General features: G+C 39.4%; 26 protein-coding genes. 2 read left to right on the forward strand and 24 right to left on the reverse strand.

From position 1 onward, the window contains the following. Positions 1 to 27 precede the first annotated feature (27 nt). The 18 genes from ACSYSF_RS05270 to ACSYSF_RS05355 form a co-directional block, all read right to left on the reverse strand. Entirely contained in the window at positions 28 to 1,347 is a 1,320-nt protein-coding gene (locus ACSYSF_RS05270) for a phage major capsid protein (protein ID WP_489866939.1), read from the reverse strand. A gap of 34 nt (positions 1,348 to 1,381) precedes the next feature. Next, complete coding sequence (locus ACSYSF_RS05275; protein WP_489866940.1) at positions 1,382 to 1,957, reverse strand: HK97 family phage prohead protease; 576 nt, start codon at positions 1,955 to 1,957, stop codon at positions 1,382 to 1,384. Further along, positions 1,957 to 3,048 carry a phage portal protein gene (locus tag ACSYSF_RS05280; protein ID WP_489866941.1) on the reverse strand — a complete coding sequence of 364 codons (1,092 nt, stop codon included), beginning with the start codon at positions 3,046 to 3,048 and terminating at the stop codon, positions 1,957 to 1,959. Before ACSYSF_RS05280 ends, ACSYSF_RS05275 begins: the two co-directional genes overlap by 1 nt. After that, positions 3,048 to 3,227, reverse strand: a complete 180-nt coding sequence (locus ACSYSF_RS05285) for a hypothetical protein (protein ID WP_489866942.1) — start codon at positions 3,225 to 3,227, stop codon at positions 3,048 to 3,050. The genes ACSYSF_RS05280 and ACSYSF_RS05285 overlap by 1 nt, the downstream gene beginning before the upstream one ends. A 148-nt stretch (positions 3,228 to 3,375) precedes the next feature. Next, positions 3,376 to 3,645, reverse strand: a complete 270-nt coding sequence (locus ACSYSF_RS05290) for a type II toxin-antitoxin system RelE family toxin (protein ID WP_489866943.1) — start codon at positions 3,643 to 3,645, stop codon at positions 3,376 to 3,378. After that, positions 3,645 to 3,857 (reverse strand): DUF6290 family protein, encoded by a 213-nt coding sequence (locus ACSYSF_RS05295; protein ID WP_489866944.1) that lies wholly within the window; start codon positions 3,855 to 3,857, stop codon positions 3,645 to 3,647. Before ACSYSF_RS05295 ends, ACSYSF_RS05290 begins: the two co-directional genes overlap by 1 nt. Positions 3,858 to 3,919: 62 nt before the next feature. Further along, on the reverse strand, positions 3,920 to 5,770 hold the full coding sequence (locus tag ACSYSF_RS05300; RefSeq protein WP_489866945.1) for a terminase large subunit: 1,851 nt from the start codon (positions 5,768 to 5,770) through the stop codon (positions 3,920 to 3,922). Beyond that, complete coding sequence (locus ACSYSF_RS05305) at positions 5,770 to 6,240, reverse strand: phage terminase small subunit P27 family (RefSeq protein ID WP_491737220.1); 471 nt, start codon at positions 6,238 to 6,240, stop codon at positions 5,770 to 5,772. The genes ACSYSF_RS05300 and ACSYSF_RS05305 overlap by 1 nt, the downstream gene beginning before the upstream one ends. A gap of 651 nt (positions 6,241 to 6,891) precedes the next feature. After that, a complete protein-coding gene (locus tag ACSYSF_RS05310) occupies positions 6,892 to 7,410 on the reverse strand; it encodes an HNH endonuclease (RefSeq protein WP_489866947.1) in 519 nt (172 codons plus the stop codon). Between the two features lie 12 nt (positions 7,411 to 7,422). Further along, on the reverse strand, positions 7,423 to 7,902 hold the full coding sequence (locus ACSYSF_RS05315; protein WP_489866948.1) for a hypothetical protein: 480 nt from the start codon (positions 7,900 to 7,902) through the stop codon (positions 7,423 to 7,425). A gap of 63 nt (positions 7,903 to 7,965) precedes the next feature. Further along, positions 7,966 to 8,766: a hypothetical protein gene (locus ACSYSF_RS05320; RefSeq protein WP_489866949.1), complete on the reverse strand. Its 801-nt coding sequence runs from the start codon at positions 8,764 to 8,766 to the stop codon at positions 7,966 to 7,968. 96 nt (positions 8,767 to 8,862) lie between these two features. After that, positions 8,863 to 9,042, reverse strand: a complete 180-nt coding sequence (locus ACSYSF_RS05325; RefSeq protein ID WP_489866950.1) for a hypothetical protein — start codon at positions 9,040 to 9,042, stop codon at positions 8,863 to 8,865. Beyond that, entirely contained in the window at positions 9,042 to 9,419 is a 378-nt protein-coding gene (locus tag ACSYSF_RS05330) for a hypothetical protein (protein ID WP_489866951.1), read from the reverse strand. Before ACSYSF_RS05330 ends, ACSYSF_RS05325 begins: the two co-directional genes overlap by 1 nt. 73 nt (positions 9,420 to 9,492) lie before the next feature. Further along, positions 9,493 to 10,278: an HNH endonuclease signature motif containing protein gene (locus tag ACSYSF_RS05335; RefSeq protein WP_489866952.1), complete on the reverse strand. Its 786-nt coding sequence runs from the start codon at positions 10,276 to 10,278 to the stop codon at positions 9,493 to 9,495. A gap of 110 nt (positions 10,279 to 10,388) precedes the next feature. Beyond that, entirely contained in the window at positions 10,389 to 12,005 is a 1,617-nt protein-coding gene (locus ACSYSF_RS05340; protein ID WP_489866953.1) for an AAA family ATPase, read from the reverse strand. A gap of 1,723 nt (positions 12,006 to 13,728) precedes the next feature. Beyond that, positions 13,729 to 14,361 carry an SHOCT domain-containing protein gene (locus ACSYSF_RS05345; RefSeq protein ID WP_489866954.1) on the reverse strand — a complete coding sequence of 211 codons (633 nt, stop codon included), beginning with the start codon at positions 14,359 to 14,361 and terminating at the stop codon, positions 13,729 to 13,731. Positions 14,362 to 14,382: 21 nt separating this feature from the next. Then, positions 14,383 to 14,844, reverse strand: coding sequence for a hypothetical protein (locus tag ACSYSF_RS05350; protein ID WP_489866955.1), 462 nt, complete (start codon positions 14,842 to 14,844; stop codon positions 14,383 to 14,385). Positions 14,845 to 14,859: 15 nt separating this feature from the next. After that, complete coding sequence (locus tag ACSYSF_RS05355) at positions 14,860 to 15,363, reverse strand: SHOCT domain-containing protein (RefSeq protein ID WP_489866956.1); 504 nt, start codon at positions 15,361 to 15,363, stop codon at positions 14,860 to 14,862. A 173-nt stretch (positions 15,364 to 15,536) separates the two neighbouring features. Between ACSYSF_RS05355 and ACSYSF_RS05360 the strand changes: the two genes are divergently transcribed. Next, complete coding sequence (locus tag ACSYSF_RS05360; protein ID WP_489866957.1) at positions 15,537 to 16,409, forward strand: hypothetical protein; 873 nt, start codon at positions 15,537 to 15,539, stop codon at positions 16,407 to 16,409. Between the two features lie 1,114 nt (positions 16,410 to 17,523). Here the strand turns inward: ACSYSF_RS05360 and ACSYSF_RS05365 are convergent. Beyond that, positions 17,524 to 18,621, reverse strand: a complete 1,098-nt coding sequence (locus ACSYSF_RS05365) for a tyrosine-type recombinase/integrase (RefSeq protein WP_489866958.1) — start codon at positions 18,619 to 18,621, stop codon at positions 17,524 to 17,526. 766 nt (positions 18,622 to 19,387) lie between these two features. On the opposite strand from ACSYSF_RS05365, the gene ACSYSF_RS05370 reads away from it, so the two are divergent. Continuing rightward, the gene (locus ACSYSF_RS05370; RefSeq protein WP_489866959.1) at positions 19,388 to 19,948 is read left to right on the forward strand and encodes a TetR/AcrR family transcriptional regulator; all 561 of its coding nucleotides are present in this window, start codon (positions 19,388 to 19,390) and stop codon (positions 19,946 to 19,948) included. 83 nt (positions 19,949 to 20,031) lie between these two features. Here the strand turns inward: ACSYSF_RS05370 and ACSYSF_RS05375 are convergent, their stop codons facing one another. The 5 genes from ACSYSF_RS05375 to ACSYSF_RS05395 form a co-directional block, all read right to left on the reverse strand. Beyond that, positions 20,032 to 20,343 carry an ArsR/SmtB family transcription factor gene (locus tag ACSYSF_RS05375; protein ID WP_489866960.1) on the reverse strand — a complete coding sequence of 104 codons (312 nt, stop codon included), beginning with the start codon at positions 20,341 to 20,343 and terminating at the stop codon, positions 20,032 to 20,034. A gap of 12 nt (positions 20,344 to 20,355) precedes the next feature. Beyond that, a complete protein-coding gene (locus ACSYSF_RS05380; protein WP_489866961.1) occupies positions 20,356 to 20,919 on the reverse strand; it encodes a cadmium resistance transporter in 564 nt (187 codons plus the stop codon). Positions 20,920 to 21,025: 106 nt separating this feature from the next. Continuing rightward, positions 21,026 to 21,697, reverse strand: coding sequence for an HXXEE domain-containing protein (locus ACSYSF_RS05385; RefSeq protein WP_489866962.1), 672 nt, complete (start codon positions 21,695 to 21,697; stop codon positions 21,026 to 21,028). 267 nt (positions 21,698 to 21,964) lie between these two features. Then, complete coding sequence (locus ACSYSF_RS05390; protein ID WP_489866963.1) at positions 21,965 to 23,305, reverse strand: aspartate aminotransferase family protein; 1,341 nt, start codon at positions 23,303 to 23,305, stop codon at positions 21,965 to 21,967. Positions 23,306 to 23,341: 36 nt separating this feature from the next. Continuing rightward, positions 23,342 to 24,814, reverse strand: a complete 1,473-nt coding sequence (locus ACSYSF_RS05395; protein WP_489866964.1) for an APC family permease — start codon at positions 24,812 to 24,814, stop codon at positions 23,342 to 23,344. Between the last annotated feature and the right edge of the window lie 377 nt (positions 24,815 to 25,191).

Consider the following 25,191-nt stretch of genomic DNA (forward strand, 5'->3'; position numbering starts at 1 on the left):
TTAGCGGTTACTTTCTTAACGGCTGGTTTAGCCTTTACTCGCTTGAAAAGTCAAGAACTTTCCGGCGTGTGTGTCTGCTGATTGGAAGTCGGCACGTAATGCAACAGCAAGCTTCTTACCAAACAAGTCATCATCTTGCCACTCAACTGAGACATCTGAGCGCAATGCTTCAATAACAAAGGCTTTGATATCTCCAACGAATGCCTTAGCTTCACCAGCTTCACCCAGAACATCATCAGGTACAACGACTACTGGAGCACCCAACAATGCCTTACCTGATGGAGCTGTAATTGAGTCTTGTAACAAGTAACGTCCGTCAGCGTCCTTTAACTTATCAATTTCAGCAAAGAATGTCTCTGAAACGGCAAACATACGGTTGTAATTTGATAAGTCGTGGTTAAAGGCGTCCTTAATGTCGTCCACACCTGCAACAGCTACGGCTGGGGCTTTTTGTAGCACTTCACCAATCTTATATTGCTCAGTTAATGCCTTAGCTTCTGCGACATATGTTGATACGACCCCTTCAATTTCAGGCGCATCTTGCAACATTTCCATTGATACAGGCAATACACCACGATATGTCTTTGCCTTATAGTCAACCTCTTGTAAACTCAAGTTTGCAATTTCTGGGTTTTCAGCCAACTCTTCAGCAGTAGCTAAACGGGCTGTGTTCTTTGCCAACACTGGTAGCACGCCGACACCAGTTGATACAGCTACCCGATTAACATATGATGCCAATTGCGTTGGGTCGGTTGGTACCTTTTGAATGTCCAAAATTTGCTTTGGAATAATAACGCCACCCTCGGCAGTTGTTAAACCATCACGGACTTCGCCAGACTTTAAGAATGCTTCGAATGCATCTAAGTTATCACCAATTTTTACTTGCATGTTTTCCATATCTCCATTAAATTCTGAACGCTTTTCCTCTTTAGCGTCCTGCTTATCTGCTGAGTTAATTTCTTCAGCGTCCTCAGGGGCATCATCGTCTGCAATGTCACCACCGTCGTCGATAGGGGTGTCATCAACAATATCACCCTCATCATCATCATCACGCTTTTCTTCGTCTTTATCTGCTGTTTGAGGGGTCTCCGAGGCTCCCTCAGGCGTTTTATCACCATCATCAGCTTCTTGGTCGACCGGTAAGTTAAGTGCCTCTGTGAGCGTGTTAATTTGCTCTGACAGGGTCTTAATATCGGCTTCCAGTTCTTTTACTGCATCCATGCCAGCTTGTACATCGGCGATATCTGTATTTTCGTCTTCAGCACCAGCACGAACCTCTTCAATCTTTGAAGCTAACACTGATTTCTTACCAGCCAAGGCTTCGTTTAATTGGTCAAGTTTTGCCATTGGTTTCCTTTCGTTAAATAAAAGAGGGCATCGGTTAAATGTCCTCGTACGTCTGTAAGGCAATTAATACCTTTTGTTTCAATTGTTGGGTCTTGGTAAATTCTTTAAAACTGCGAGTTACTTCGACACTGGTGCCATCATATGCGGGCACTGATACAATTGATATTTCTCGCATCGTGGCAATTTTTGATATAACTCGGGTTGGCTTACCATTTAGTTGCTTCCAATGCTCACCGCCTGGGGCGACAGTAAATCGAAATGACAACCCTTTAAGATTGCCGTTCTTGATTTGCGTGTACACATCGTGCCCCACTGTCGTATCAGGTATCTGAAGTATGAAATGCAAGCCAGTATGGTCAATCGTCAGTTTTAACGTACCTGCGTCAACTCGTCCAAGTACGTCAGCAAAATCATGGTTAAATAATGCCAGTGTCTTACTCGTATCAACATCATCAAGGGCACCCGCTTGGATAACTTCCGTAAATGGTAAGTTGGTACTGGGTGTGTCCCAAACAATCGCATAACCTGCAACTTCACCAATAAAACCCGCTTGTTGTGATGAGCGTATCTCAGCATTATCAAGGGCAACGGCTCTATATTCTGTCTCCATTAAATAAGCCCCCTCTTTTGTAATAGCTGGTGAGCCTCATCAGTTGATACGATACCTTCATGCACCAAGTTAATAAGGTTGGTAATTGACTTTTTGCCTGAGTAATCAGTAATTGACTGCATGTCAAGATTGATACCACCACCCAGCTTGTAATTAAGTTCTGCCAAAAGGGGTTCAATATATCGATTTAACCCATTAACGTATAGAGCTGAAATCATATCCAGTGAACTTTGTTGGTCACCTTGCCCATTAAGATATGAGTCAGGCACCCCGAATACTTTAGCGATTTGCGTGCGACCCCAGTCAATACTGGTTAGGTACTTCGCCACATCTGCATTAATTGATACGGTACTAAAAGAGGCGGTCTCATCAAGAATAATGGTGCGACCAATATTATCACCTGAGTTGGCACTTTCGAATTTTTTGCGAACCGACTCTTTAGTTTCCTCGGACATTTGCCCTGCTTCTGGTAGCTTAAGTAACCCAGTGGGTGCAATAGCGTTTGTCATCGTTGCCAGACTGAGCTTATTAGCCTCTGATTGGCGTTGTAACTCGGGCGTTAAGGACTCAAGTGGTGAATGTCCCAGTAAGCTATCAATGTAATTCGTACCATATGCCATGATGCGAGTATGAATAATGTCTTGCTGATTAAATACACCAGTGATATTAGTATCGTTAATGTGATAGGTAATAATCTTGGTCACATCATCTTGATTAATTGTGACATTGGCTGGGTTAACAGGTAACAATGCGACTGGTATACCCTTTTCACGCTTGATAACTGCGATTGCATTACCTGATAGCAACAGGTTCAGTAAATATGTTTGCCAGAAGCTGTAACTGGGTACGTCTTTGCTGGGGTTATTTAACAGCTGTATCATTGGGGAATTACCTTGAAATTTTGCACCCGCAATATCAGCACTGATAAGGCTGGTTACGGCATATAAATCGCTGTTTTTTAAGGCAACACTTGCATCAATTAAATGATTGGGTGTGGCTGTCCCATTGGTAATAATAAAGGGTAAAGTTGAACCCGCTGAGATACTTGTGCGAGTTTCCTCAACGCCAAATAAATTTGAAAATAAGCTCATTATTGGTCACCCTTAAGCTTATTAACTTCCTGAATTGCTTGCCCAAATAGTAGGCCGACAAAGATAAGTGATAATCCTGTGACGATTAAGCCGGCAATCAATGCCCAGAAATAAAAGGCAACATTAAAAGCAATCAGTCCCGCCATGAATAACGTAAATGGTAATAACTTCATCAACATTTGTTAGCTCTCCTTTCTTTTAATATTTAAATGCTTTGTTCTCTCAGTAGTAATAACGTGGTTGCATACTAACTTTTTGAACAGTGTGTACAACAAATTGATTTTATGGTATAAAAAAAAGAGCCCTCAGTTAAGAGAACTCAATTAATTATTTTTGATGGTACACGTCATCACGCTTACTTGTCTTAACCACAAGTACTTTAAACTTTTTATCCTGAATATCAGCAATAATACGGTACTTACCAACTCGGTAACGCCACAATGTTTGTAACTCACCTTCAAGGGCTTTGCCTAAGCGTCTTGGGTTATCTGTACCTTTAATGTTTTCTTGTAGATATTTAACAATTCTTCGTTGAACTTGCTGGTCTAACTTCAAAAATTCTTTGTAAGCTTTTTTGTCAAACTCCCAATAATACATTATCCGAATACCTGCTTAATAACTTCATCAGCTGGTACTGTTTCATTATTTTCGTTTAACACTGCAATTGCGTCCTTATAGTCTTGCTCATCTTGTACACGTTCTGCCAACGTCTCACGAATATAATCAGCTGTTGTTATACCTTCGAAGTCCGCTGATTTAGCTATCGCATCACGTAAATTATCATCAATACGAACAGATAAAGTTGCCATACCTATCACCTCACTTTACTTGATGTGTTAATTATAACACACGTGATTACAATTGTAATCAGTTAAAATGTGATGTTCTTGTAATACTCGTCAATTTGCTCGGCACTCATACCATCAAACATTGATTTCTTTTTTGGTGGTTCAATATTCGAAAAGTTGTCAAACCAATACATCCCCTCATACAGGGCATCAATTAGTGAGTCAACAACGTCAATCTTGGCAGTATTTTTGTTCTTGTCAATTTTATATCCTGACACGTTACCGACTGTAATCGCATTCGATAGCCCAATCGCCATAACCTCATCATCAAACGTGGTTATTTGACCCCTGATGATGCCGTCACGTAAGAACTTGGTTGGCTCATACAGCTGAGGTATCGTCTGCTTAACTGGAATACTCATTATCTCGGGGAATACCTCGTCAAGTTTTTCAATAAAAGACTTGCTGTTCCACGCATCGTACAATAATGCTTGCACATTTAACTGGTGCAATTCAATGAACTCATTGAGCCACCAGAAAACTTGTTCTTGGTTTACCTGCCCGAATGGGTCGGTACTGATGGTACTAAAGCCCAGCTCTTGGGAATGCTCATAATTGATACCATCCTGCTTTGATTTGTTAGTGATACTGCCAGCTTTTTCCCACGGTATGAAATAATGCCCGTACAGGTGGTACTTGTGGACGCCATCATCGTCAGTATAAGGAAAAACAAACCCCACTGAAAAATCGTCATTGGTTGCTGAGAAGTCCAGTCCGATAAATACTTCCCGACCATCAATATCAAAGTCATCTGCTGAGATAACTGTTTGTTCAATCTGCTGAGCAGTAAGAAAGGCGTCATCTTTGGCATTCACAAAGCGGTTCATGTTCTTGGTGATAAAGTCATTGATTTTACCCGTCGCCCTTAACTCATCACGTTCAGCAAGTAGCTTACTGGTGGCTGATTGGCGCATCTCTGGTAACTCAAACAATGGGTTGCTTTTTATCCATGTTGCGGGGTCGTCAACCTCGTCATTATCGTCTTGTTGCCAAAACAGGAACAGAATGTTGTCAATATCGGTATAATGCTCCTCTTCGAATAGCTTGCTGAACCGCTTGTAATCTTGGTACATGGGACTCCGCAAGTCGACCCCTGCCGTTGAGATAAACACGATTTGGGAATAAGGCATAAAGGCTTGCCCTGATGTAATTGAATTAATAAAAGCACGGTCTTGAAATAGATGGTACTCGTCAACAATGGCATAAGAAAAGTGGCCGACTCCATCACTCGGTGCTGATTGTCCTGATAGCTTACGCATCAAGGTGGCTTGTGAGGGTATAACCATCTGCATTTTATTATCCTCGACTTTAAGCCGTTTTTGGACTGCTGAGAATCTGTCTTTTTTTAATGCTTGCCATTGACTGCGCATATAACTGTATAGGGCTTCTGCGTGGCTGGTATCAGCAGAAGCAACTGCCAATTGACGGTTATGCGTTGGCTTACCAAACAGGAAATTATAAAGTGCCAGAACTGCCATAATAGCGGTCTTCCCATTCGCCCTTGCCATCGAGATAACTGCACGGTCAAACCTTTTTGCACCCGCTTGACGTGGGTCAACCCAACCCTCCAACAGTCCAACAATGAATTGTTGATAAGGTGCCAACACAAAGGGCTCATTTGTGTTTAAATCACGCAATAATGACCCAAATTGGATAACTGCCATTGCTCGCTTTTGGTTGTATTCATAAGGGAAATCATCATCCGTCCACTGCCGTTTTAAGTCCAGCAGTTGCCGATAACAAGCCCGTTGAATTAAGTCACCAGCCACTTTATCGCCTGATAAGACAGCTCTGGAGTAAGTAACTGTTGGGTCATCTGGGTACTTATCGAATACATCGTCAAATTTGGTTAAATCAATTGCTGATAAGTCCATTACTTACCTCCGAATTGAGCCATGATATCCTTGAAATCTTCTGACCCATCGTCTGTCATGGTGTCGACCAGATTTGACCTTGACTGCGGTGTTAGTCCTATTTCCCCACCAAGGGTTTTCATTTTTTGCATGTTATCAGATAGGACGTCAACACTGGGATTTTTGTACATTCGCCCGCTGTCCGTTGTATAGGTGGCACCATGTTCTTTGATATCATCATATGACTTCCTGAGTAGCTGGTAGGCAATGCAGTAGGCTTCTAAACTCGTGCGGTCGATTGATGTGACAAGTCCGGACTTGTTTAATTGTGGTACAAGTACGTGCCAGAGCCTCGAGGCTTCACCTGATAAATGCCTTGGGGCAGTTTCCTGTAACTTATCAACCTTATCATTGACTTCGTGTAATTGCTCCGTGTGTTGTCGTTGCTCAGAACGTTCTGAGTTGATATTTGCTTTGGTTTTTCTTGGCATGGGTTTGCTCTCTTTCTTATTTTTTATTTGGGTACAAAAAAAGACCCCTGCGGTAGCCATTGGGGGAAATGGTACCAACAAGAGTCAGTTTTTATTTTTAATGTTATTGTCAATCAGATAGGAGGTCAAATGACATGGGAAATGGTAAGTAAGCAAAGTCAGCACTTTTTAGCACCCATTGCCGTCAAGATATCGTTTAAGACTGCCTTTATATCAACGTTTCCGCCTCAAAGCAAGGGGGCAAAAGGCACTTTGACCAAATTGTAAACGTATTTTTTGAAAATCGTTCCAATTCGTTGTGCTAGTTATCCTCTTAAAACGTTGACAGGGCGGGGTTTGTAAGACTTTTATGAGAATGATGTTTCACAAGATTATTTTGAAGTGGGTGTCAAATTGCGTCGACTTTGCAACGGCTTATTCGTTAGCTGTTTGGCTCACCATTTCCCTTACACCTTAATAACGTAACCCGATACTAACTTTTGACATGGTACCTGTTAAATCCCATCATGACAGGCTTATGACTGCCTTTGGTCTCGGTTGCTTATGGCTTACTGACATGCCTTACCTGCTTACCACCAGTCCTTAACCCATCATGCCTTACCTGCTTATGGCTTAGTACCTGCATGGCTTAGTACCTTAGACCATCATGCATTACTCGCCCAATCGTTCCTTGATGACCTTGCGCCACCAGTCCTTACTGAGGTGACGTAACACATCGCTCTTACCTTCCTTAATCATCTTGCGTTCAATGGTCGACTTGATTTGATGCTCTCGTCTGCTGAGTAACCAAAGGTTGTCATGGTCATACCATTCGTCAGGTGGTAACAGACTCCGCTTAACAACGTGGTCGACTTGGGTATCATTGTCGCCAAGTACCTTACCTGTTATGGCTGACTGGTAACCATCTCTCTTTCTGATGTAGTTGGCGGTGTGTACCCATCGTTTGCCATGATAGAAAGCCACGTCTGCTTCTGACCTGGTCTCATTGTAGCGCTGTTGTGATACCTGATTATCATGTCTCTCTCGCATGGTGCCCTTGATGTTATCTTGTAACTCTCGCTGGTAATGCTCCCTTTGTTTCATATTTGCAATCTCATGAATGGAACAGAACTTCTTGTCGACTGGGATTAGCTCATGGCAGTTGAGCCAATTACATCGATGCATTTTCATCAGCATACCTCCTTAACAATAACGCAGTGGAAAATCTTTACCATCGACTTCGCATTTAAGCGTCTTCCTGATATCACCATTTGTCACCTTGGGTTCATCATTTAAAATGAGCTTGTCACCCTCGAAGCGTGTGCTGGTTGGGGTCTGGGTTATCTTACCAATTAATTGACCATTGCCATCGGTTGCTGTGATGGTGGTCGTGTCGCCCTTGGTGGTTATCGATAAAGTGCCACCGGTTTGCTTTGTTACTTGCTTCGGTTCAGCTGGTGCAGTTCGTGAATCTGTATAAGCCATGTTGTCGGCCATGCTCTGGGTGAGTTGTGACCTCATTTCAGTTCTTAACTGATTGACCTCATCGGTAATACTGTGGTTCAATTCATCTTTCATTGTGGTTAACTCTTCATGGATTTTCGCATTGTACTTATCAAGTTCCCTCGATGCATTAACTTGGACTTGGGCAAGTTGTGATACTGTGACTTTTGGTTCCATCATCTGGTACTTCCTTTCATACTTAAACCACCCGATGTTATTCGGATGGCTCTGTTGCTGTTGTTGTTAAATTAATTCGTTCAATTTGTTGATAAACCTGTATGCCTCTTTTCGTGAGGCTTGTGTTGAAAAGCCGTATTTGAGTAAGATACCTTGGTACTTCACGGCGTCCCATGCTGGGTAAAAAAATGGGTTCTCAATCGATTGTTGCAACCAGTTAATAATCCAGTCATTTGGTGCTTCCTCGTCGACCATCTGCAAGAATGTGACTGCCATGGCTTTGTTTTCTTCGGCTTGGATTTGAGAGTCGGATTTCAATAACCCATCCAGCTTTTTGCGGGCATTGCCTTCCTTGGCGGTTTTAACCCATTGTTTCATCTGCTTGTTGAAGTAGCTGGTCGTCCAATTGTGGCGTTGTTTGAATACCCCTTCTCCCTCTGTAAGTACCTCGACAAGGTACTTGGCTGTTGTCTTTTGGAATGCCATTGGTATTACAGTTAATGCCCTTTGCACCTCACCTTCTGAATATGAAGTTGTTGCCACGTGGTTACTCGTTTGATTGTCGACAATGCTGTTACCATTCCCATCTTCATCAGCCACAAAGAGCTTCATTTCAGCATTAGATGCCTTGTGGTTGGCTCTGATAAGGTCTTTTTTTGCGTAATTAATGCTTGCCCGTTGCTTACCTGTTAGCACCATTGTGGCATCATCCAAGTTATGCCTGTGCATGGTTATCTCTGTAATCAGCAGTTGCTGGGCATCTGGTAGCTTGATGTGAAGCTGAGATGATAAATCTCGTGCTGTCACTTTAAAGGTCTCGCTGTTGATGATGTTGCTGATTGCTTGCTCATTAAATTGTGTGGTCATTGCCCTGCTACCCCTTGTTGTCTGGCTGTATTTGTGTTATGGTGTATTTTTGGAAATTTACGCCATTCTTTCGTGTGTTAAAAAATAAAATTGGTGTTACTTGTGGTGGTCATGATGGGTCGCCTCATATTGTTGGTAAAAGACCTGCTCAAGCACGAATGCCAATACCAATAGTAGGACACCGGCTACCCAATCGCCGTTACTGCCGAAAAGAAACAATCCAGCAAAGCCTGCCAACACACCCACCAGAAATATTTGAAATTCGGTCATATCCATTAGTCTGCCTCCTGTTCTTTATTTCTCATTGCATCCTCAACGTTAATATCAGGGACGACTTGCGAGACGTCAATTTGATTTTTCCACTGCCCCGACCGCTTATCCTTAAACAACTTCAGGTCTCCAATCAGTAACAGGCTCACACTTGCCTCATGAGCTGCCTCGAAGAGCTCTGGCTCAATGAATGACGTGAACTCAATAATCACCTTACCCCGATTGCCAACGCCCTCAATACTACCCAGACTCATGGTATTACCCTTACTTGTGTCGAACTGAGTCAACTGGGTAATTGTTCCTGATAAGGCGATAAAGTTAACGCCACCGTTGTTCTTGAATGTCTCAATTGCGTGTTCTGTTGCTGGGTTTGTTTCGAACATAAATATTTCCCCTTTTTAATTGATGCCCTCGCTGTATTTGGGCTGCTGGCTCTTACTGTTATTTGGTCGCTGATTAATGACGACTTGTGACCGTGTACAAGTTGTGTGGCTCGTATGGGTTATCGATTGAGCTGTCCTTCATCAACACCTTATACTTGCCTTCTTGTTTTACCAAGAAGTTATTTGCTACTGCTCGATGCAGTGACCATGTGTGGTCTTGACCATTAACTCTGGTTTTGAAGTTCTTGTTCGTTGGATACTTTGGGTTTGCGATTGAGGTCTTAACTTCAACCTTTTCACCCCTCTTGTTAATGTGATAAATGTGGGCATCGGCGGTAATGCTATAGCCTGCCAACACATTGCCTCTGTCATCCAAAAGAGGCACCTTGCCTTGTGCGATACGGTCGTTAAGGTATTGTTGGTTGGCAATATCAGTGGCATTATCACGTCCATCAAAGAAACGAGATACGTTATCGCTGTTGGTCGTCATCATCAGATTATCAATGTGGTTATTCGCCTTATTGTGGTCGATATGATGGATGACTGATTTATTCATCTTAGCCGACCATTCACCACTGTTAAATGAATAATAAACAAGGCGATGCAAGCCGATACTGACCGTCTTGTAATGCTTTGTAGTTCGCAAGGTGATGTAATAGTAGCCGTCTTTGCCTTTGGTAATTTTAACGGGGTGCCTATCAGCCCATGCAACTGCACCATCCTCCTTAACAATTAGGGTGCTATCAAGTACCCCCATTGGTGTAATTGTTACCCGTGCGACACGTTGACCATCTTCTTCCCTGATGGGGTTAACGATTGTTGTGAAGTTTTTGATTAATTGCTTGTCTAATGTTGTCATTTTATTACCTCCATGGTATTGACTGGTTCTGATTTGGTTGCTGATTAATTGGGTATTTTTTACCCTTACGCTTTACAATATACATCGGATGAAAAAAAGTTGTTTACCCCTTACCCCTCTAATGCCTTAACGACATTTTTCTTTGCCATTTTGTTGTATTTTTCAACAAATTTTCTTACTGACATGTTCTTAACATCATTCTTAACTTCTTTAAGTTGCTTAACTTCTTTAAGTTGCTCATCTGATAGTCCATTAAGCCAAACCTGTACCTTGCCTTTTCCTTGGTGCTTAGCCCCATTAACTTCAGAGATATGCTTGTCGTAAATCAAGCTGGCGTAATTGGGCTTGAAGCCATTCTTTAATGCTTGGTTGGCATCGAAATTCTTGAACTTCAATACAAGTTGCTCTTTCGTGTAAGGCACTGATGTGACATTGTAGTCCGACAACTCTTCCTTGGTTGCGGTATCAGGTTGCACGACCTCGAATACTTTGAGATACATTTCGTAAATTTGGTCAAGGTCTAACTTTCCTGACATCTGGTAGAGACGATTGAATAACTCTTGTACTGCAACATCAGCAACACGATGTTGCAATCTTTGGGTTGCACTGATTGGGTGAATATCGAATTGCTTGCGCATCTCATCCGTGTTACCCACTAACTGAGTAGCGTTGCGACTTCTTGTAATTGTGGTGAAGATTTGGTTTGATGAGTAAAAATGTTGTACCTTGCCTGCTGGTATTGTTTTATCACCGAAATAATACACGGCATCATCAACTGTTGCCCCTTGTGATACATTCACAACGACATAGGCTGTGAACTCAAGGTTCTTTTTATCCACGTTGGCTGGCAATTCAGTCAGGAATGGATACTTCTGCTTTAATTTATCTTGGTCATGGTGTAATGGGTTAAGGTAAACCTTTGTACCATTTGCCTCTTTGACAAAGGGGAAGATTGTACCGTAATCGTCTGGATAAGCCTGATTGACGTACTCATTAACCTCAGCACCCTGCTTGTGAGTTGGGGTAATGATTAAACTGTAATTCTTAACTGCTTCAATGACTGGCTCTGAATAATCTTGGTCATCATCCTTCGCTGAGTGGTCAATTGCCTTACTGAACAGGTAATCAACATACTCGGCGTCATACCCTTGGAAGCCCAACTTGTTAAGTCTGTAATTCTTAAGCATGACTTCGAATTTAACACTGCTTTCCAAGCGCCAGTTCTTCGGTGCAGTCAACTCACTGAACGTCACGTTATCATAAGCTTCAGCAACCCAATCCCACACGTTACCTGGGACGTTTAAGCGCAATAACTCTTCAATCATTGAATTGCCTTTGATGGCGTCCAGTTGCTTCGCATCACCATAAGCCGTAATGCTGATATTTGGTAAAAAGTAGGTGTCCCAGAAGAGCGCTTTTAACGTCGGAATATTAATCATTGACATCTCATCAATCAACACGACATCTTCGCCTGAGTAGCCATATAGGACGTGGATGTTATACCGCAACTTGTGCAATGCGTTGATTTTTGTCTGAGTAGCTAAGGGGCGTTGATACTCCTCTTTCAGCAACTCATCAATTTTCGACACAAGATTATCCTTTGCTGTACGTGTTGGCACAATAATAATCACGCTCTTTAATTGTAAGATGGCATCAATACCGTCATTGATTAATCGGGTACTCTTTCCTGTTCCTGGAGCTCCTGCGACTACCTTTAATTCTGTCATTTTATTACCTTCCTTTTGTCTGATTGGATGTATTATTTTTGCCTTCCTATAAGAATATACATCGAAAAAGTTAATTATTTGTATTTTCATTACTTATGGTGTTTTCCACCTGATATTCAGGGGTTGACTTTATTTCTGAACGTGATATCATATCATTATTGATATGATGGTCAGAGTTTACCCAATTTCCTGAAAATGAGTTAAAAATATTAGGGGCAATGTTGACGCCCCTGACTGTTATTACCATTATAACGCAACCAAATAACTTTTTGTGGAGTCTGAACACGCTTGAGGTTTGGACTCTTTTTTAATTATATGGCCAAGCAAACATTTCTTCAATACTATTAAAAAAGTTCTTGAATATTCCCCATATTGTCTTACTTTGTGAATGATTGCACGTATCGGCATTGACCAACTCGACTTTTTCGCAATTCTGCACGCCAAATGACAAAAGTACCACAAACGTTGATATATCAATGTTTCTAGCACGTAAACTGCACGCAAATTAAAGTGTAACACTTCCATCTCAGTATAAAGTAACAGGGTACAATTGTATCACCCAATAAGTACAGCATTTCACAAGCTCCGAGGAAGGGTCATAGACCCTGACAGAGCTTAACCCATTGCTGTTGGTTCGTGCCCTCCCTGAAGTAATCTGCTAACAGGTGGAACACCTGCCGAAGTCATTTCTGATAAGGGCACAGTTAAAGGGGTGTACCCCAAGGCTACCAGGTAAGTGACGACCGCAGGGAGGAGAGTGGAGCGAAGCGTAACGGTAAGCGCGACCAAAGGGAGTAAGACAAACAGGTTGTGGGTTTGGAAGAGGAGTGGTTTTCTCCTCTTACTAAGCCACATAAGGGTTAAGGGGTGTTAACCCCTTATCAGGGAAGGAGCTTTAGCGACTGGGGCTGAAAGCCCTACTTACTTGTTTTAAACCTGATAAACTTAATCCTTATTCTTACCCTGTTAACCCCAAGTCTTTTTTACCTGGTGGGTTACTGGGTTACGTATCGGGCTAAAGCCCTCAACTCCACCCCAAGGAACTTATCAGACATGTTCCCCTGTTTTCTTACCTGGTATGAGGCTTTCAGCCTCTGACAGCAAAAACCGCTGTCATTCACTGATAAGGGTTAACACCCTTAACTCATTGCGTGGACTAAGTTTGAGAAAACCACTCAAACTTCTTACCACGCTTCCAAACATGTCTTGATTCTTTCAGAATCGCTTACCGTTTCGCTTCGCTCCACTCTCGTCGCTTCGCTCCTCACGTACCTGGTAGCCTTCCTGGTCTTTTACCGAACTTATCTGATGTGGCTGGCTTCGCTTACGCTCGCTAACAGCCAACTCCCTGGTATTTCTTCAGATACTTATGGTATTGGCTGGTTACGTTACGGCTTCGCCTCCACTCCACAACAGCCCTATCAGCTACCACCGGTATTTCTTAAGGCTATTCCCGATACAGCTGGTTACGTTTCAGGCTAAAGCCCTCCACTTCACAACAGCTCATCAGGTATTCCCATCAGATTTAAAGTATTTCCTTCAGATATCCAAAAAATTGTTTAATGTTTTTCCCCTGTCTGACGTGCAGTCTGCAATGCTTAAAGTCGCTTGGCGTGCGGATTTGCGTGCTGTCAGGGGATGTTTTTAGGCTAAATATGCAAGAAAAAAGCCATGCCCACTCATGAGCACAGCCCTAACTTTTATTATTTATTCAATCAGATGTTTAATCTTCAATATCGCTAAATTTGTCGTAAAGAACTTTACCATCCTTCACCTTCAAGAGCTCTGAACTTCCATCTCGTGAATCTATTATTATAAATGTGCTTCCTTTACTTCTATCATCGTTACTTTTATCTTCAACTTCAGGTATAACTGTATTTCGCCAAGAGTAAATAAAGGAGGTCCTAACACTATCGTAGGTATCATATTCGTCACTGTTTGACTCTAAAACTTCTTGCCATTCCGTTCCATCTTTAATAACCAGCTTAAAAACATCTTTTTTTGGCTTATAGCTAACATGGAACTTAGAATGGTTCGTTAACTCAGACGCATAATCTTTCTTATCCAAAACAATTCTATCATGTCTAACTGAAATACCCACGCTTATAAAGAATACAATAATGAGACCAATTACAACCATAAAGCTAATACGGTTATTTTTCCTCTCAGCATCATTTTTTTCAACTTGTTTAGCCGTTTCTACTGCTTGTGGGTCAGGTTCTGGCTCCTGAGTCACATCATCACCGCTCAAAGTGCTATCCAATATGAACTTTTTTTGTCTCTCAAAGTCCTCATTACTAATTAACCCATTATCCAATAATTCCTTTAATCGCTTAATGTCATCAAATTTTCCCATAACGCACCTGTACTTATTATCTTAGTAATACCATGGAAAGATGAAGTAGTTATTTCCCTGTTGTCCACTTCCAGTTACTACTGCACCCATCAACATCCCAAATACTGCGCACCCAATGCTTACAATCATTATGATGGTACCTTTTTGTTTAGAACCCTCAATCTTACTAAGCAGGTAACCAAATATCACACCAGCCATTCCAAAAAGAACAGGTATAAATCCAATTGATACCAAAGCAGACCCTACCCCAAGCACCGTGTATAATTGTTCATGATTTTCTGAAGAAGCAGTTGGATTATTTTTTTCAATTTTCTCCTGCTCTGCTTTTTTATTAAGCGTTTTTTGAAAATTTATTTCCATTGCCTGTTCGTTCAGCGCCCTTTTTTTCAGTACATTGTAATCTTCCTCATTGATTAACCCTTCATCAAGCATTTGCTTATAGCTCTTCATCTTTTGTACAATGTCTTCTTCCCCATTGCTCATAACTAAACTCCTTAATTACTTAAAAATTTGATAACCCAAAAAACATCCAATTATAAATACCACTACCACAGAAAAAGCAATCCATAATATTTGCTTCATATTGCCCTTATTCGTTCTTTCAAGCCTACTTATAGACTCCTCTGTAGTTTCAGACGAAGGTATATCTTCAGACTTGTCGCTATCATTCTCAGTATCTTTTAAACTTCTCTCGGTACCTTCAGCCGCTCCATCTACAGTATCATTATTGTTTCTTTGGTCAGTTTCAGACTCTGTAGTATTCTCAATTAATTTTTCGGCACCTTTGTCATCCACAGTGTCATTTCTGTCCACTTGGGCAACTTTAGACTCTGTACTATTCACGCCTAATTCTTCTGTACCCTTGTCATCTACCTCTTCAATACTCTGTTTAGGTTTAATAGGAATACCAAGTATTCGAGACTTTTGTATCTCATATTCTTCCTCAGTAACTAATCCTTCATCTAATAATTCTTTTAGTGACTTCAAATCATCATACTTCATCGATTAATTCCCCTTTTTCTGTAGTTTTATTATAATTGATTGTTTCTTATTAAGGTTGATACTAACAATAATTTTCTCATAATTAATAATACCTTAAAATTTAGTCTGATTTACACCTTTTATTTAAGGTTGTTTTATAATTAACCTATCAATTGAAGTGGAGATTTAAAAAAATGAGTAGGAAGAAAGTTATTAAATTAATTTGTTTGCTTGTTGTAATACTAGGTATTGGAGTAGCATCAGGAGCAGTCATTGCTTCCCAACAAAAAACATCTACTCATATACAAGCTAAAAAAGATAAAAAAACTACTAAGAAAACAAATAAGCACGTTGATAAGAAAGCTACTAAGAAATCATCTTCAAGTTCAAATACAAATGACAGTAGCAGTAAGTTTGATAAACTACCTCAGAAAACACAACTTGCTTTGCTAGTTAATCATTACTCATTGTCTTATAAGACGACCCCCGTTACTAGCGGTGTGCATTACCTTCCATATATGGGTGTTAAAGATAAGATTATTATTACTAACGATGGTGGCGCAGGTAATATCTTAGAGCACTCTTTCATGGTGACTGATAACCAGGATGGTACATTCACCTTTTCAAGTGTGGAGTCATCCGCAGAAACGATGGCTTATATGGGAGCAAAGAATAGTTATTGGAAAAATTATGCTAAGACATCAAAATCAGCATTGATGTCAGAATACAATAAGTCAACAAGCACGATTGACAAACTTAGCTCATTAATCGATTTATCTCATTCATCGGAGGATTTCCAAACACTACCTGCTAGCCAAGTTACAATGCCTGAAAATGGTGAGCAAGGCGATAATGCATACAGTAGTAGCGACTCTAGCTATGATGACTCAGAGGATGCTGACTCAGAGAATGACGACTCTACAGCAGACGATGATGATGATTATTATTATAATAAGGCTCGTGAGCCTAATGCTGATTATAACCTTCCCGATGGTACCCACATTCACAATGACGACCAAGGCAACAGTTACACAGATGATGGTCAAATCATCGGTAAAGGTGATTAACCTATAATAAAGTATTAAAAAACGGTTTACCATTTAGCTATGGCAGGCCGCTTTTTATATGTCATCATTGATAACACCTATACACTTTGATATTTAATCAAATACTGTCTCACAGTGCTATTTAAAGCCTCTCATGTGCTCTGTGACACGTTTTATTACTATTCCAGCATAATTCACCATTAGTCACAAATAACGCTATATGTGCCTCTCACAAGCTAACGCAACATCATGTATTTAACCAGCAATCACTGCTTTATCAGAAGTAACAAACATCTCTTTCCCAAAACGTCTTTTAAACGTCCTATTTTGCCTTCTAAGCCATTTAAATCATCTTCATGAGTAATTACACGTTTACTTGATAAATGCTTTATATGAAGCTCTCACGTGCCAAATAAAGCACAAATCAATCGGAAAGTTATAATTTAATAAAATTGTAATAATGATGTTTAAGCCTATTCTGACGCATAAAACCGCTTGTCAAGGACTTTTTTTAGCAATTTAAAGTTTAACTTAATCGGATGAGTAGTTTATACTGAACATTGTCAGTTAAGCCCCCAAGCCTTTTCAAAATAAGAAAGGGAGTGGTTGCATGCTAAATAAATGTTTGACTCTTTCAGAAGGGTTAGGTATTCCGTGAGTTTTCTCATGTCAATACTTGTTGATGTTGTGGCTCTGCTAATTGTAGAGACATTAAAGGCATTGGTTGCCTTATACTTCAACCGACGTAAGTAGTTTAGTCCGTGTAATGGCATAAAAAAAAATACTCTGGTCACCATCCAAAGTTTACCAGAGTATCATATTTAGCTTTTACACTGTTGACTTAGTGCTTAACTGATTGTCAGGTGTAAGGGCATTAACTGATTTGAGCCTTTGGTAGTCGGGCATGACTACTAAGGGTTCTTTTTTGTAAATCAGCTAACATGTTTTTGTTTGAGGTTTTAAAGTTGCTCGAACCCCTACTAAATTCCTCTTTGTACCAAAGTACAGTACATTTGTTCTTTACTTTGGTACACATAGAGTGTAACACAATTCACCCAATTTGGCTGTAATTAATTGCGCAAATACTTGCTCAACTTGGTAAAAAGCCTTGTTATACCTGCTTTTACCGATGTTATTAATTGTGCAACTTATTGACAGCTTTTTCAATACCCTTACCCGCTAACTGGTCCGCAATCTGTAAAACTTCATCGTCATTGACGTGCGTGTACACGTCCATGGTGATTTCAACATTGGAGTGACCCAGTTGCTTTTGAACCAGTTTAGGCGAGATGCCTGCTTTAACAGCCTCGGTCGTGTACTGATGGCGCAAGGCATGCAACCCACCAATATCAGGTACCCCAGCCTCTTTCATGGCTTTCTTGAACCACTTGTAAGGTCGATTGAAGGACATGTATTTGTCTTCATCTCCTGTTGTGAAAAGTATGCGGGGGTTCAACTCACGGGACTTGATGTAATCTCGCAAACGGCTGGCTGTATCTTGGTCAATGCCAATCACACGATTACTGTCTTTTGTCTTCGTCGACCCCAGATAAACCCCGTCCTGACCGTATTTCAGCGCCTTGTTAATTTGGATGGTACGCCGGTTAAAATCAATATCTTTAACGGTCAGTGCCCCGATTTCTTGCCTTCTCATTCCAGTTTTGGTCAATAAAATAAGGTAGACCGATTGCTGTTTGTGAGTGTACCACAGGTCATTATACAGGTAGTCCAGCCACTGCTGGTATTCGGTATCTGACCACGTCTGCTTCTCCTTAGCCGGCTTCCTGTGAGGCATGGTGACTTTGCTAAATGGGGTCTCTTTGAGGTAACCCATGTGCACAGCATAATCGAACAATGCTCGTAACTGTCCCGCATTTTTAACAAAAGAGACCCACTTGTTTGCCCCCTTGTTAAGCCACTTTTGCACATCTTGGCTGGTCACCATAGACAAGTCTTGGTTGCCAAATAATGGCTTTATATCACGCTTCCAAAAGCCGTTGGTCTTATAAAGGGAGCTCTTGGTAACCCCACCTGCAATGTATTGGTCAAGCCACTCGTCATGGAGTTGATTAACCGTCATACCAGTTGCGTCGGGTAATTCGTCCATGTCATTTAACAGCATTCGCTGGACAAGTTCCGCCTCCTTTTTGGTTGTAAAACCTGAGAGACGTTGCCGACCTGTTTTCGTATAAACATCAATTGTCCATGATTTTCCTGCATGTCGAATTGCCATAATTATCCACTCTCCTGTGGTGAAATTTAAGCGTGCACGAGGTATACCAATTGGGGGGTGTAAAAATTTTGGTCAAATTGAGGGGGTTCATTACCTACCGGAAGCGCCAGAAACGTTGTTATACCGGTGTTGAGCCGGCGCACGGGTTCAAATCCCGTTGGCTCCTTATTAGGTTTTAGCAAATGCCTAGAAATCAACGTTTTACATGATATGGAAAAGTTTAAGTACACTAGTAATACACTGCGAAAGTCGTTTAAATCTGTTGGATACCATTGAAATTTGACAACAGGTGTATTGTAGAACCCAAATAAAAGAGGACTACCAACCGTGTAAATATGTCGCTGTTCATTCTTTGGATAGCGTTTTTATTTTGCCTTTTTTATTAGGAATATGACTGTATAATACCAACAATAAATTAAAAAACGCCGACAAGTCTTGAAGACTAGTCAGCGCTATCTAAAAATGTTTTCAAACCCCGATCTGTATTGTCTCACACAAACTTACAGTTTTTGATTTAACACTTATTTTATTTTTGGCTATCTACCCTATTCCATAGATATCTTGAACTTTCTATTTCTTGTTGTGAAAATGAATATTGTTTCATTTTACCAAAGTACTTATAAATTGCCCACTCATACCAATGGTTGATATATAATTTTAACATCCACTTTCGCCTTTCCTTTTGTGACACATTTGTGACATTTCTTATTTCATATTATAATTCATATAAATCGCATTGATAGAAAATAATGAGGTAAATGCACAAATGACCAATAATGTGATAAATAAACCAATTACTAGACAATCTCAAGTAAATCAAACGAAAACAGAATTTTTGACAGCTTTAATCAAGTTACTACAGACAAATAATATAACAAATTTACACGTATCAGATTTAACAACGGCAGCTGGCTACTCACGACGCACCTTTTATCGCCATTTTAGTTCTTTAGAGGATGTTTTAAAGAACCATACGAATTATTTAATTCTTATCCTATTTAAAAACTTATACCATCTCGATTTAAGTCAATCCCACTTTCAAGAATTTGTACAAGAATTCTTTTCATACTGGAAAAACCAAAAATTATTTTTAAAGATTTTACATGACCAAAATATGTTTTATTTATTACAACAAGCATGTTTTGAAAATATTGACAAAAGTAAGTTATCTACACTATTACATGATAACGAAAATTTTGATTTCATTATTTACTTTGCGCTATCAGGTATGTTTTCGCTATTAAAAAAATGGGTTGATGATAACTTTCAAAAATCCATTGATGACATGAAACAGATTGCCAGAGATATTCAAAAGTACATAAATTAGAAATATTTCCCAAAAATCGAATTATAACCAAAAAGGACTAACTATAGAAAAGTTTTCTTTCATACAGTTAGTCATTTTTAAATTTATTCTCCATGCTCTTTATCACTTAAAACATGGTCAGCATGTTCAAATGTTTCATTAATAACGTCCAAAATATGAGGATCAGTTAATCGATAATAGCTATATTTCCCCTCACGTTGACTGTTAACTAATTGATGTTTTCGTAATAAAGCTAAATTATGAGAAACAACAGACTGTTCCACTTCCAAAATTTCACTCAATTCTTTGACACTCATTTCTTGTTGTTCTAATAAAGAAAGCATTTGAATTCTAATTTGATTACTCAACAATTTCATAATACTCGTCATTTCATTCAGATACTTTTTATCCATCATGCTAATCACTCCTTAAAAATAAGACATTAAATGATTAATTAGACCACTATCCCAAAATATATATAATCCAACCAGGGTATAGCAACATTTCATTAACATTTCACCATATCGATTCATTAAACCAGTGACTAATTTGCTGTCAGAAACCAATCTAACTAAAAATACTACTAAAACAGTTAAACAACCAGTAATCAAGATTATGGCTAGTAAATTTTGCATAGTTTGTCCAAACATTACTGGTAAAAATATTGCCAAAACACAACCTGAACAAACTGATAAATACGTTATTAAAACTGTAATGATTGCACTACTTTGTTTCTTCTGTTCTGATTTTTCATCATTGTCATGTATAGCCATATAGATAGGTAATATACCTAATACACCTAATAACCATTCAGGTATAAACGTTGCTAATGATTGACTAATAATATAGCTCATTACAAGTAATATCATAACACCACTTAAATAGCCTAAAATTACCTGACTGATGTGGTACCTTTTCAATAAAAATAACAAAATAAAGAAAAAATCAAAATTAACGCCCCAAAAAGATAACAATAAAACACTTAAATTCATTTCGCTTTCCGCCTTCATACATGTCATTTATAACATATGTTATATATTAACATGTTTCATGGATTAAAAAAGTGTTCCTCAATCATGAGCAACACTTTTTAATCAATTAATCTCCGAAATTATGAAAATCATCAATGCTAACATTAAACCTAGCCATTGTATTTTTTGATTTCAAAAGATCTTCACGTGTGAAAGCATATTTTTTATTCTTAGCTAAATGCTTTGGTATTGGGCCTAGGAAAGCCATCCAATAATTAAAGATAATCCAGATAAACGCAATTAACAAATCCCACCAGCTATACAAACTAGAAATATCAACTGTGGTTAAATACCAAACTGAGATGACACCCAAACATACTGCAGTAAATAAACCTGGATTATAAAAACCCTTTAAACCAATAGGAAATACAATAACGTGACCTAATAATTCAACAAAGGCAAAAATAACAGCGGCTAGCATTGTCCAATGCCATTGTGGTGTGAACATTGATAATAAATATACTGCAACGGCAAACCAATTATTACCCCACATTGAATTCGTCTGATTTAATATCCACTTAGAGACATCTGCATCAACCGCATGTCCTTCTACTTTTAAACCGCCCCAGGCAAAGCCACCTGGCAAACCAAATTCCTCAAAGAAATGTAAATGAATAAAAATCATAGCAAGCAACAAGACCGTCATTTGATGATTCCATTGTCCCATACCTAAAATCAGCGCAAATATGCCCGCAATATAAACACTAAATAAATACCAATGATTGATTATATATTTCATATTAACCATCCCCTCCTCTTTAGATGACATACACCTTATTATATAGTAATGATTAATAAAGCATCACCGATTAGGGCTTTAAATGCACAATTGATTGATATTGTGACATATATGCTTCCGTTCAAACTTTCATTATTTATCTATTAGTACTTAACCATGCGTATCAAATGAAAAATTTCTAAATAATCACATTCCTATATTTGCGTACCATTTAAAATAAAAAATTGGGTAACAGCCATAAAATATGACTGCTACCCAATTTTCATTTTACCATCCTATATGATGACGACCTGCTGGTTCACTCAACACACCTTTTTTATAATCCGTAAATACATCATGGATAATATCAAAAGCTCGTTGTAAATCAGCCTCTTTAATAACTAGTGGTGGCTGAAAGCGTAACGTATAGCCACGTAATGAAATCATTAGTACCCCACGTTTGAACAAATTATAAATAATCGTATTTGTTGCTCTTTCATCACCCAAACCAGTTTCAGGATCAACAATATCAATACCGCCATTTAGACCATACAATCGAACATCACCAATAAAATCAAAGGCTTCCTTTTGTTGATTAAAGAAATCTTTAGCTACTTCGCCTAATTTAGCAGAACGTTCAACTAGGCCTTCAGATTTAATAACATCCAAAGTTGCTAAAGCAGCTGCAGAACTAACAACATTTCCGGCTGTTGTATACACATTAGCTGGCGCATCAAGACTTTGCATAATCTCACGTCGTCCTAGTACAGCACTCAAAGGTAATCCAGATGCCATTGACTTCCCCATTGAAATTAAGTCAGGTTGTAAACCAAAGCGCTCAAATGACCAGAACTTACCAGTTCGACCATAACCTTGATTAACCTCATCAACAGCTAACAAGATACCATTTTCATGAGCAAATTCAGCAACTTTCTGCCAATAACCAGCTGGTGGTGCCATAATACCACCATCCCCCTGGATAGCTTCAATCATAATGACCGCTGTTTCTTCAGCCGGCAAATAATTTTCAAATGGCTCTTTGAATTCTGCAAACATGCGATCAACAAAGTCTTCATCACTTTCACCAGGCAACTGCTTGTCAGCTGATGGAAATGGTACTTTAAAGAATCCTGGCATTAATGGTCCCATTTTACGATTCATATTTAAGCTAACTGCTGATGCCGACATAGAACCGTATGTTGACCCATGATATGCACCCATAAATGACACAACATTTGGCCGTCCAGTATAAGCACGCGCAAACTTAATGACGGCATCATTAGCATCTGATCCAGAATTACCAAAAATAACCTGCCAGTCATCAGAATTACCTGGTGCTAATTTAACCAATTCTCCCGCTAAGCTAGATTCTGTTGAAGTGGCAAAATAAGCTGCCGTATAATGGACTAATTTCTCAGCTTGTTGCTGAATAGCAGCAACAACCTTGGGATGTGCATGACCTGTATTAGTAGCACTTGCACTCGCCAACAAGTCAATATACTCATTACCAGCGACATCTTTTAAAATAGCGCCTTTTCCGGAATCAATCACAACATCAAAATAATATACACGACCAGCACCAGCAAAATTCTTTTCTTCTTTATTCAGAACTTCATTATTTTCGACCATAGTTATTTTCAATCCCCCTTTTCCTTAAAAATAACGTTAATCTTTAGCTTGCTTTCTTAATACTGAATGGTTTGCACCATAAGTGAAATAAACAATAATTCCCACAATAAACCAAATTAACGCATAAACCTTAGCTTCAACACTAAGTCCCCAGAATACCCATACGGACAAAATTGCACCAATTGCAGGTGTTACAGGATAACCAGGCATTTTAAATCCAGCTTCAGGTAAGTCTTTACCTTCACGCTTATGCAATGCGTACATTGCTAATGACACAAAGATAAATGCAATCAATGTTCCTGCTGAAATCAACTCAGACAAAAATGAGAATGGGAAGAATGAACCAACAAGAAGGGCAATGATTGTTAAGATAAGCAAACCACGGTTAGGTAGTCCTTTATCTTCACTAACTTTACCCAACCACTTTGGTAACATACCATCACGACCGAATGAGTAAAGTAGTCGTGACCCAGCCATCATCATTCCAATCAAAGCTGTTACCATTCCAACAACCGCGATTGTTGATGTAACAGCTGCAACAATCGGATGTCCAGCTTCACGTAATGCCCAACCAACTGGTTCAGCATTGTCAACATATGCGGTATACTTAAACATTCCAACCAAAACAATTGAAACGGCAACGAACAAAATTACCGCAATAATCAATGAACCTAAAATACCACGAGGCATTGTCTTCTGTGGGTTAACAGCTTCAGCTGAATTTGAGGCAATCGAATCAAACCCAACATACGCTAAGAAGATTCCGGATACACCAGCCCAAATTCCTTGGAAACCACCCATTGTAGCGCCATGTGGATCATATGCTGGCACAAATGGTGAGTAGTTTTCTGGATGAATAGCTGTTAAACCAACAAAAATAAATAGTAAAATTGCAAAGACTTTCACAACAACCAGAATAACTTCAATACGTGATGCTTCATGCACACCACGAGATAATAGCAACGCAACTAATCCGATGGCAATAAAGGCAACAATATCAATCACCCCACCTTTTGGACCACTAACAGATGAAGACCAACCAAATAATGTGTGCGTATCTAATGCCCCGGACAAGGAAGCCGGTAAAGTAACACCAACTTGGGTTAACAAACCTCTAAAATTGGCTGATAAACCAGATCCAACAAAGGCCACAGCAATAATATATTCTGCTAACAGTGCCCAACCAGCAATCCAACCGAATCCTTCACCAAATAGTACGTTAATCCAAGAATAAGCCGAACCGGCCACTGGCAATGTTGAAGCCATCTCGGCATATGCTAATGCCACAAAACCAGCAACAACTGCCGCTAACAAAAATGAAAAGACAACACCCGGGCCAGCATATTTAGCTGCCACAACACCCGGTAAGGTAAAAATAGCTGTTGAAACAATTGTTCCAACTCCTAATGCCAAGAAATCCTTTGTATGCAAGATACGTGGCATTTCTGAATCTTTACTGATATATGTTGACGCGTCCTCTCGCGCCATAAACTTTGACCATAGCCCCATATATTCTTCTCCTATCCTAAGATAACTTTAATAACTATGAACATGAACTATTACAATTCTAAAAAGTAATAACAAAACAACAAAAATAGTTAAATAATGACTACTCTATCCTCTATAATTTCTTCAATAAATTTTATATACGATAATAAAAATAACCATTCCAAAACCAATTATTATCCATAATACCGCGTCAGTGACAAAAGTCAATAATTTTCTAATTTTCTTATCATTTATTACACAGAAAAGCCCATGAATACAGCCTAAAAAACATTACAAAAAATCAATCCAACTAAAAAAGCAGGTAAGAAAAATATAAAATTCTTATCTGCTCATAAATTTATTTGTTATCAAAAAGATTGTCTATTACTCCAATCTTA

This window comes from Weissella sp. ESL1139 (assembly GCF_058506735.1).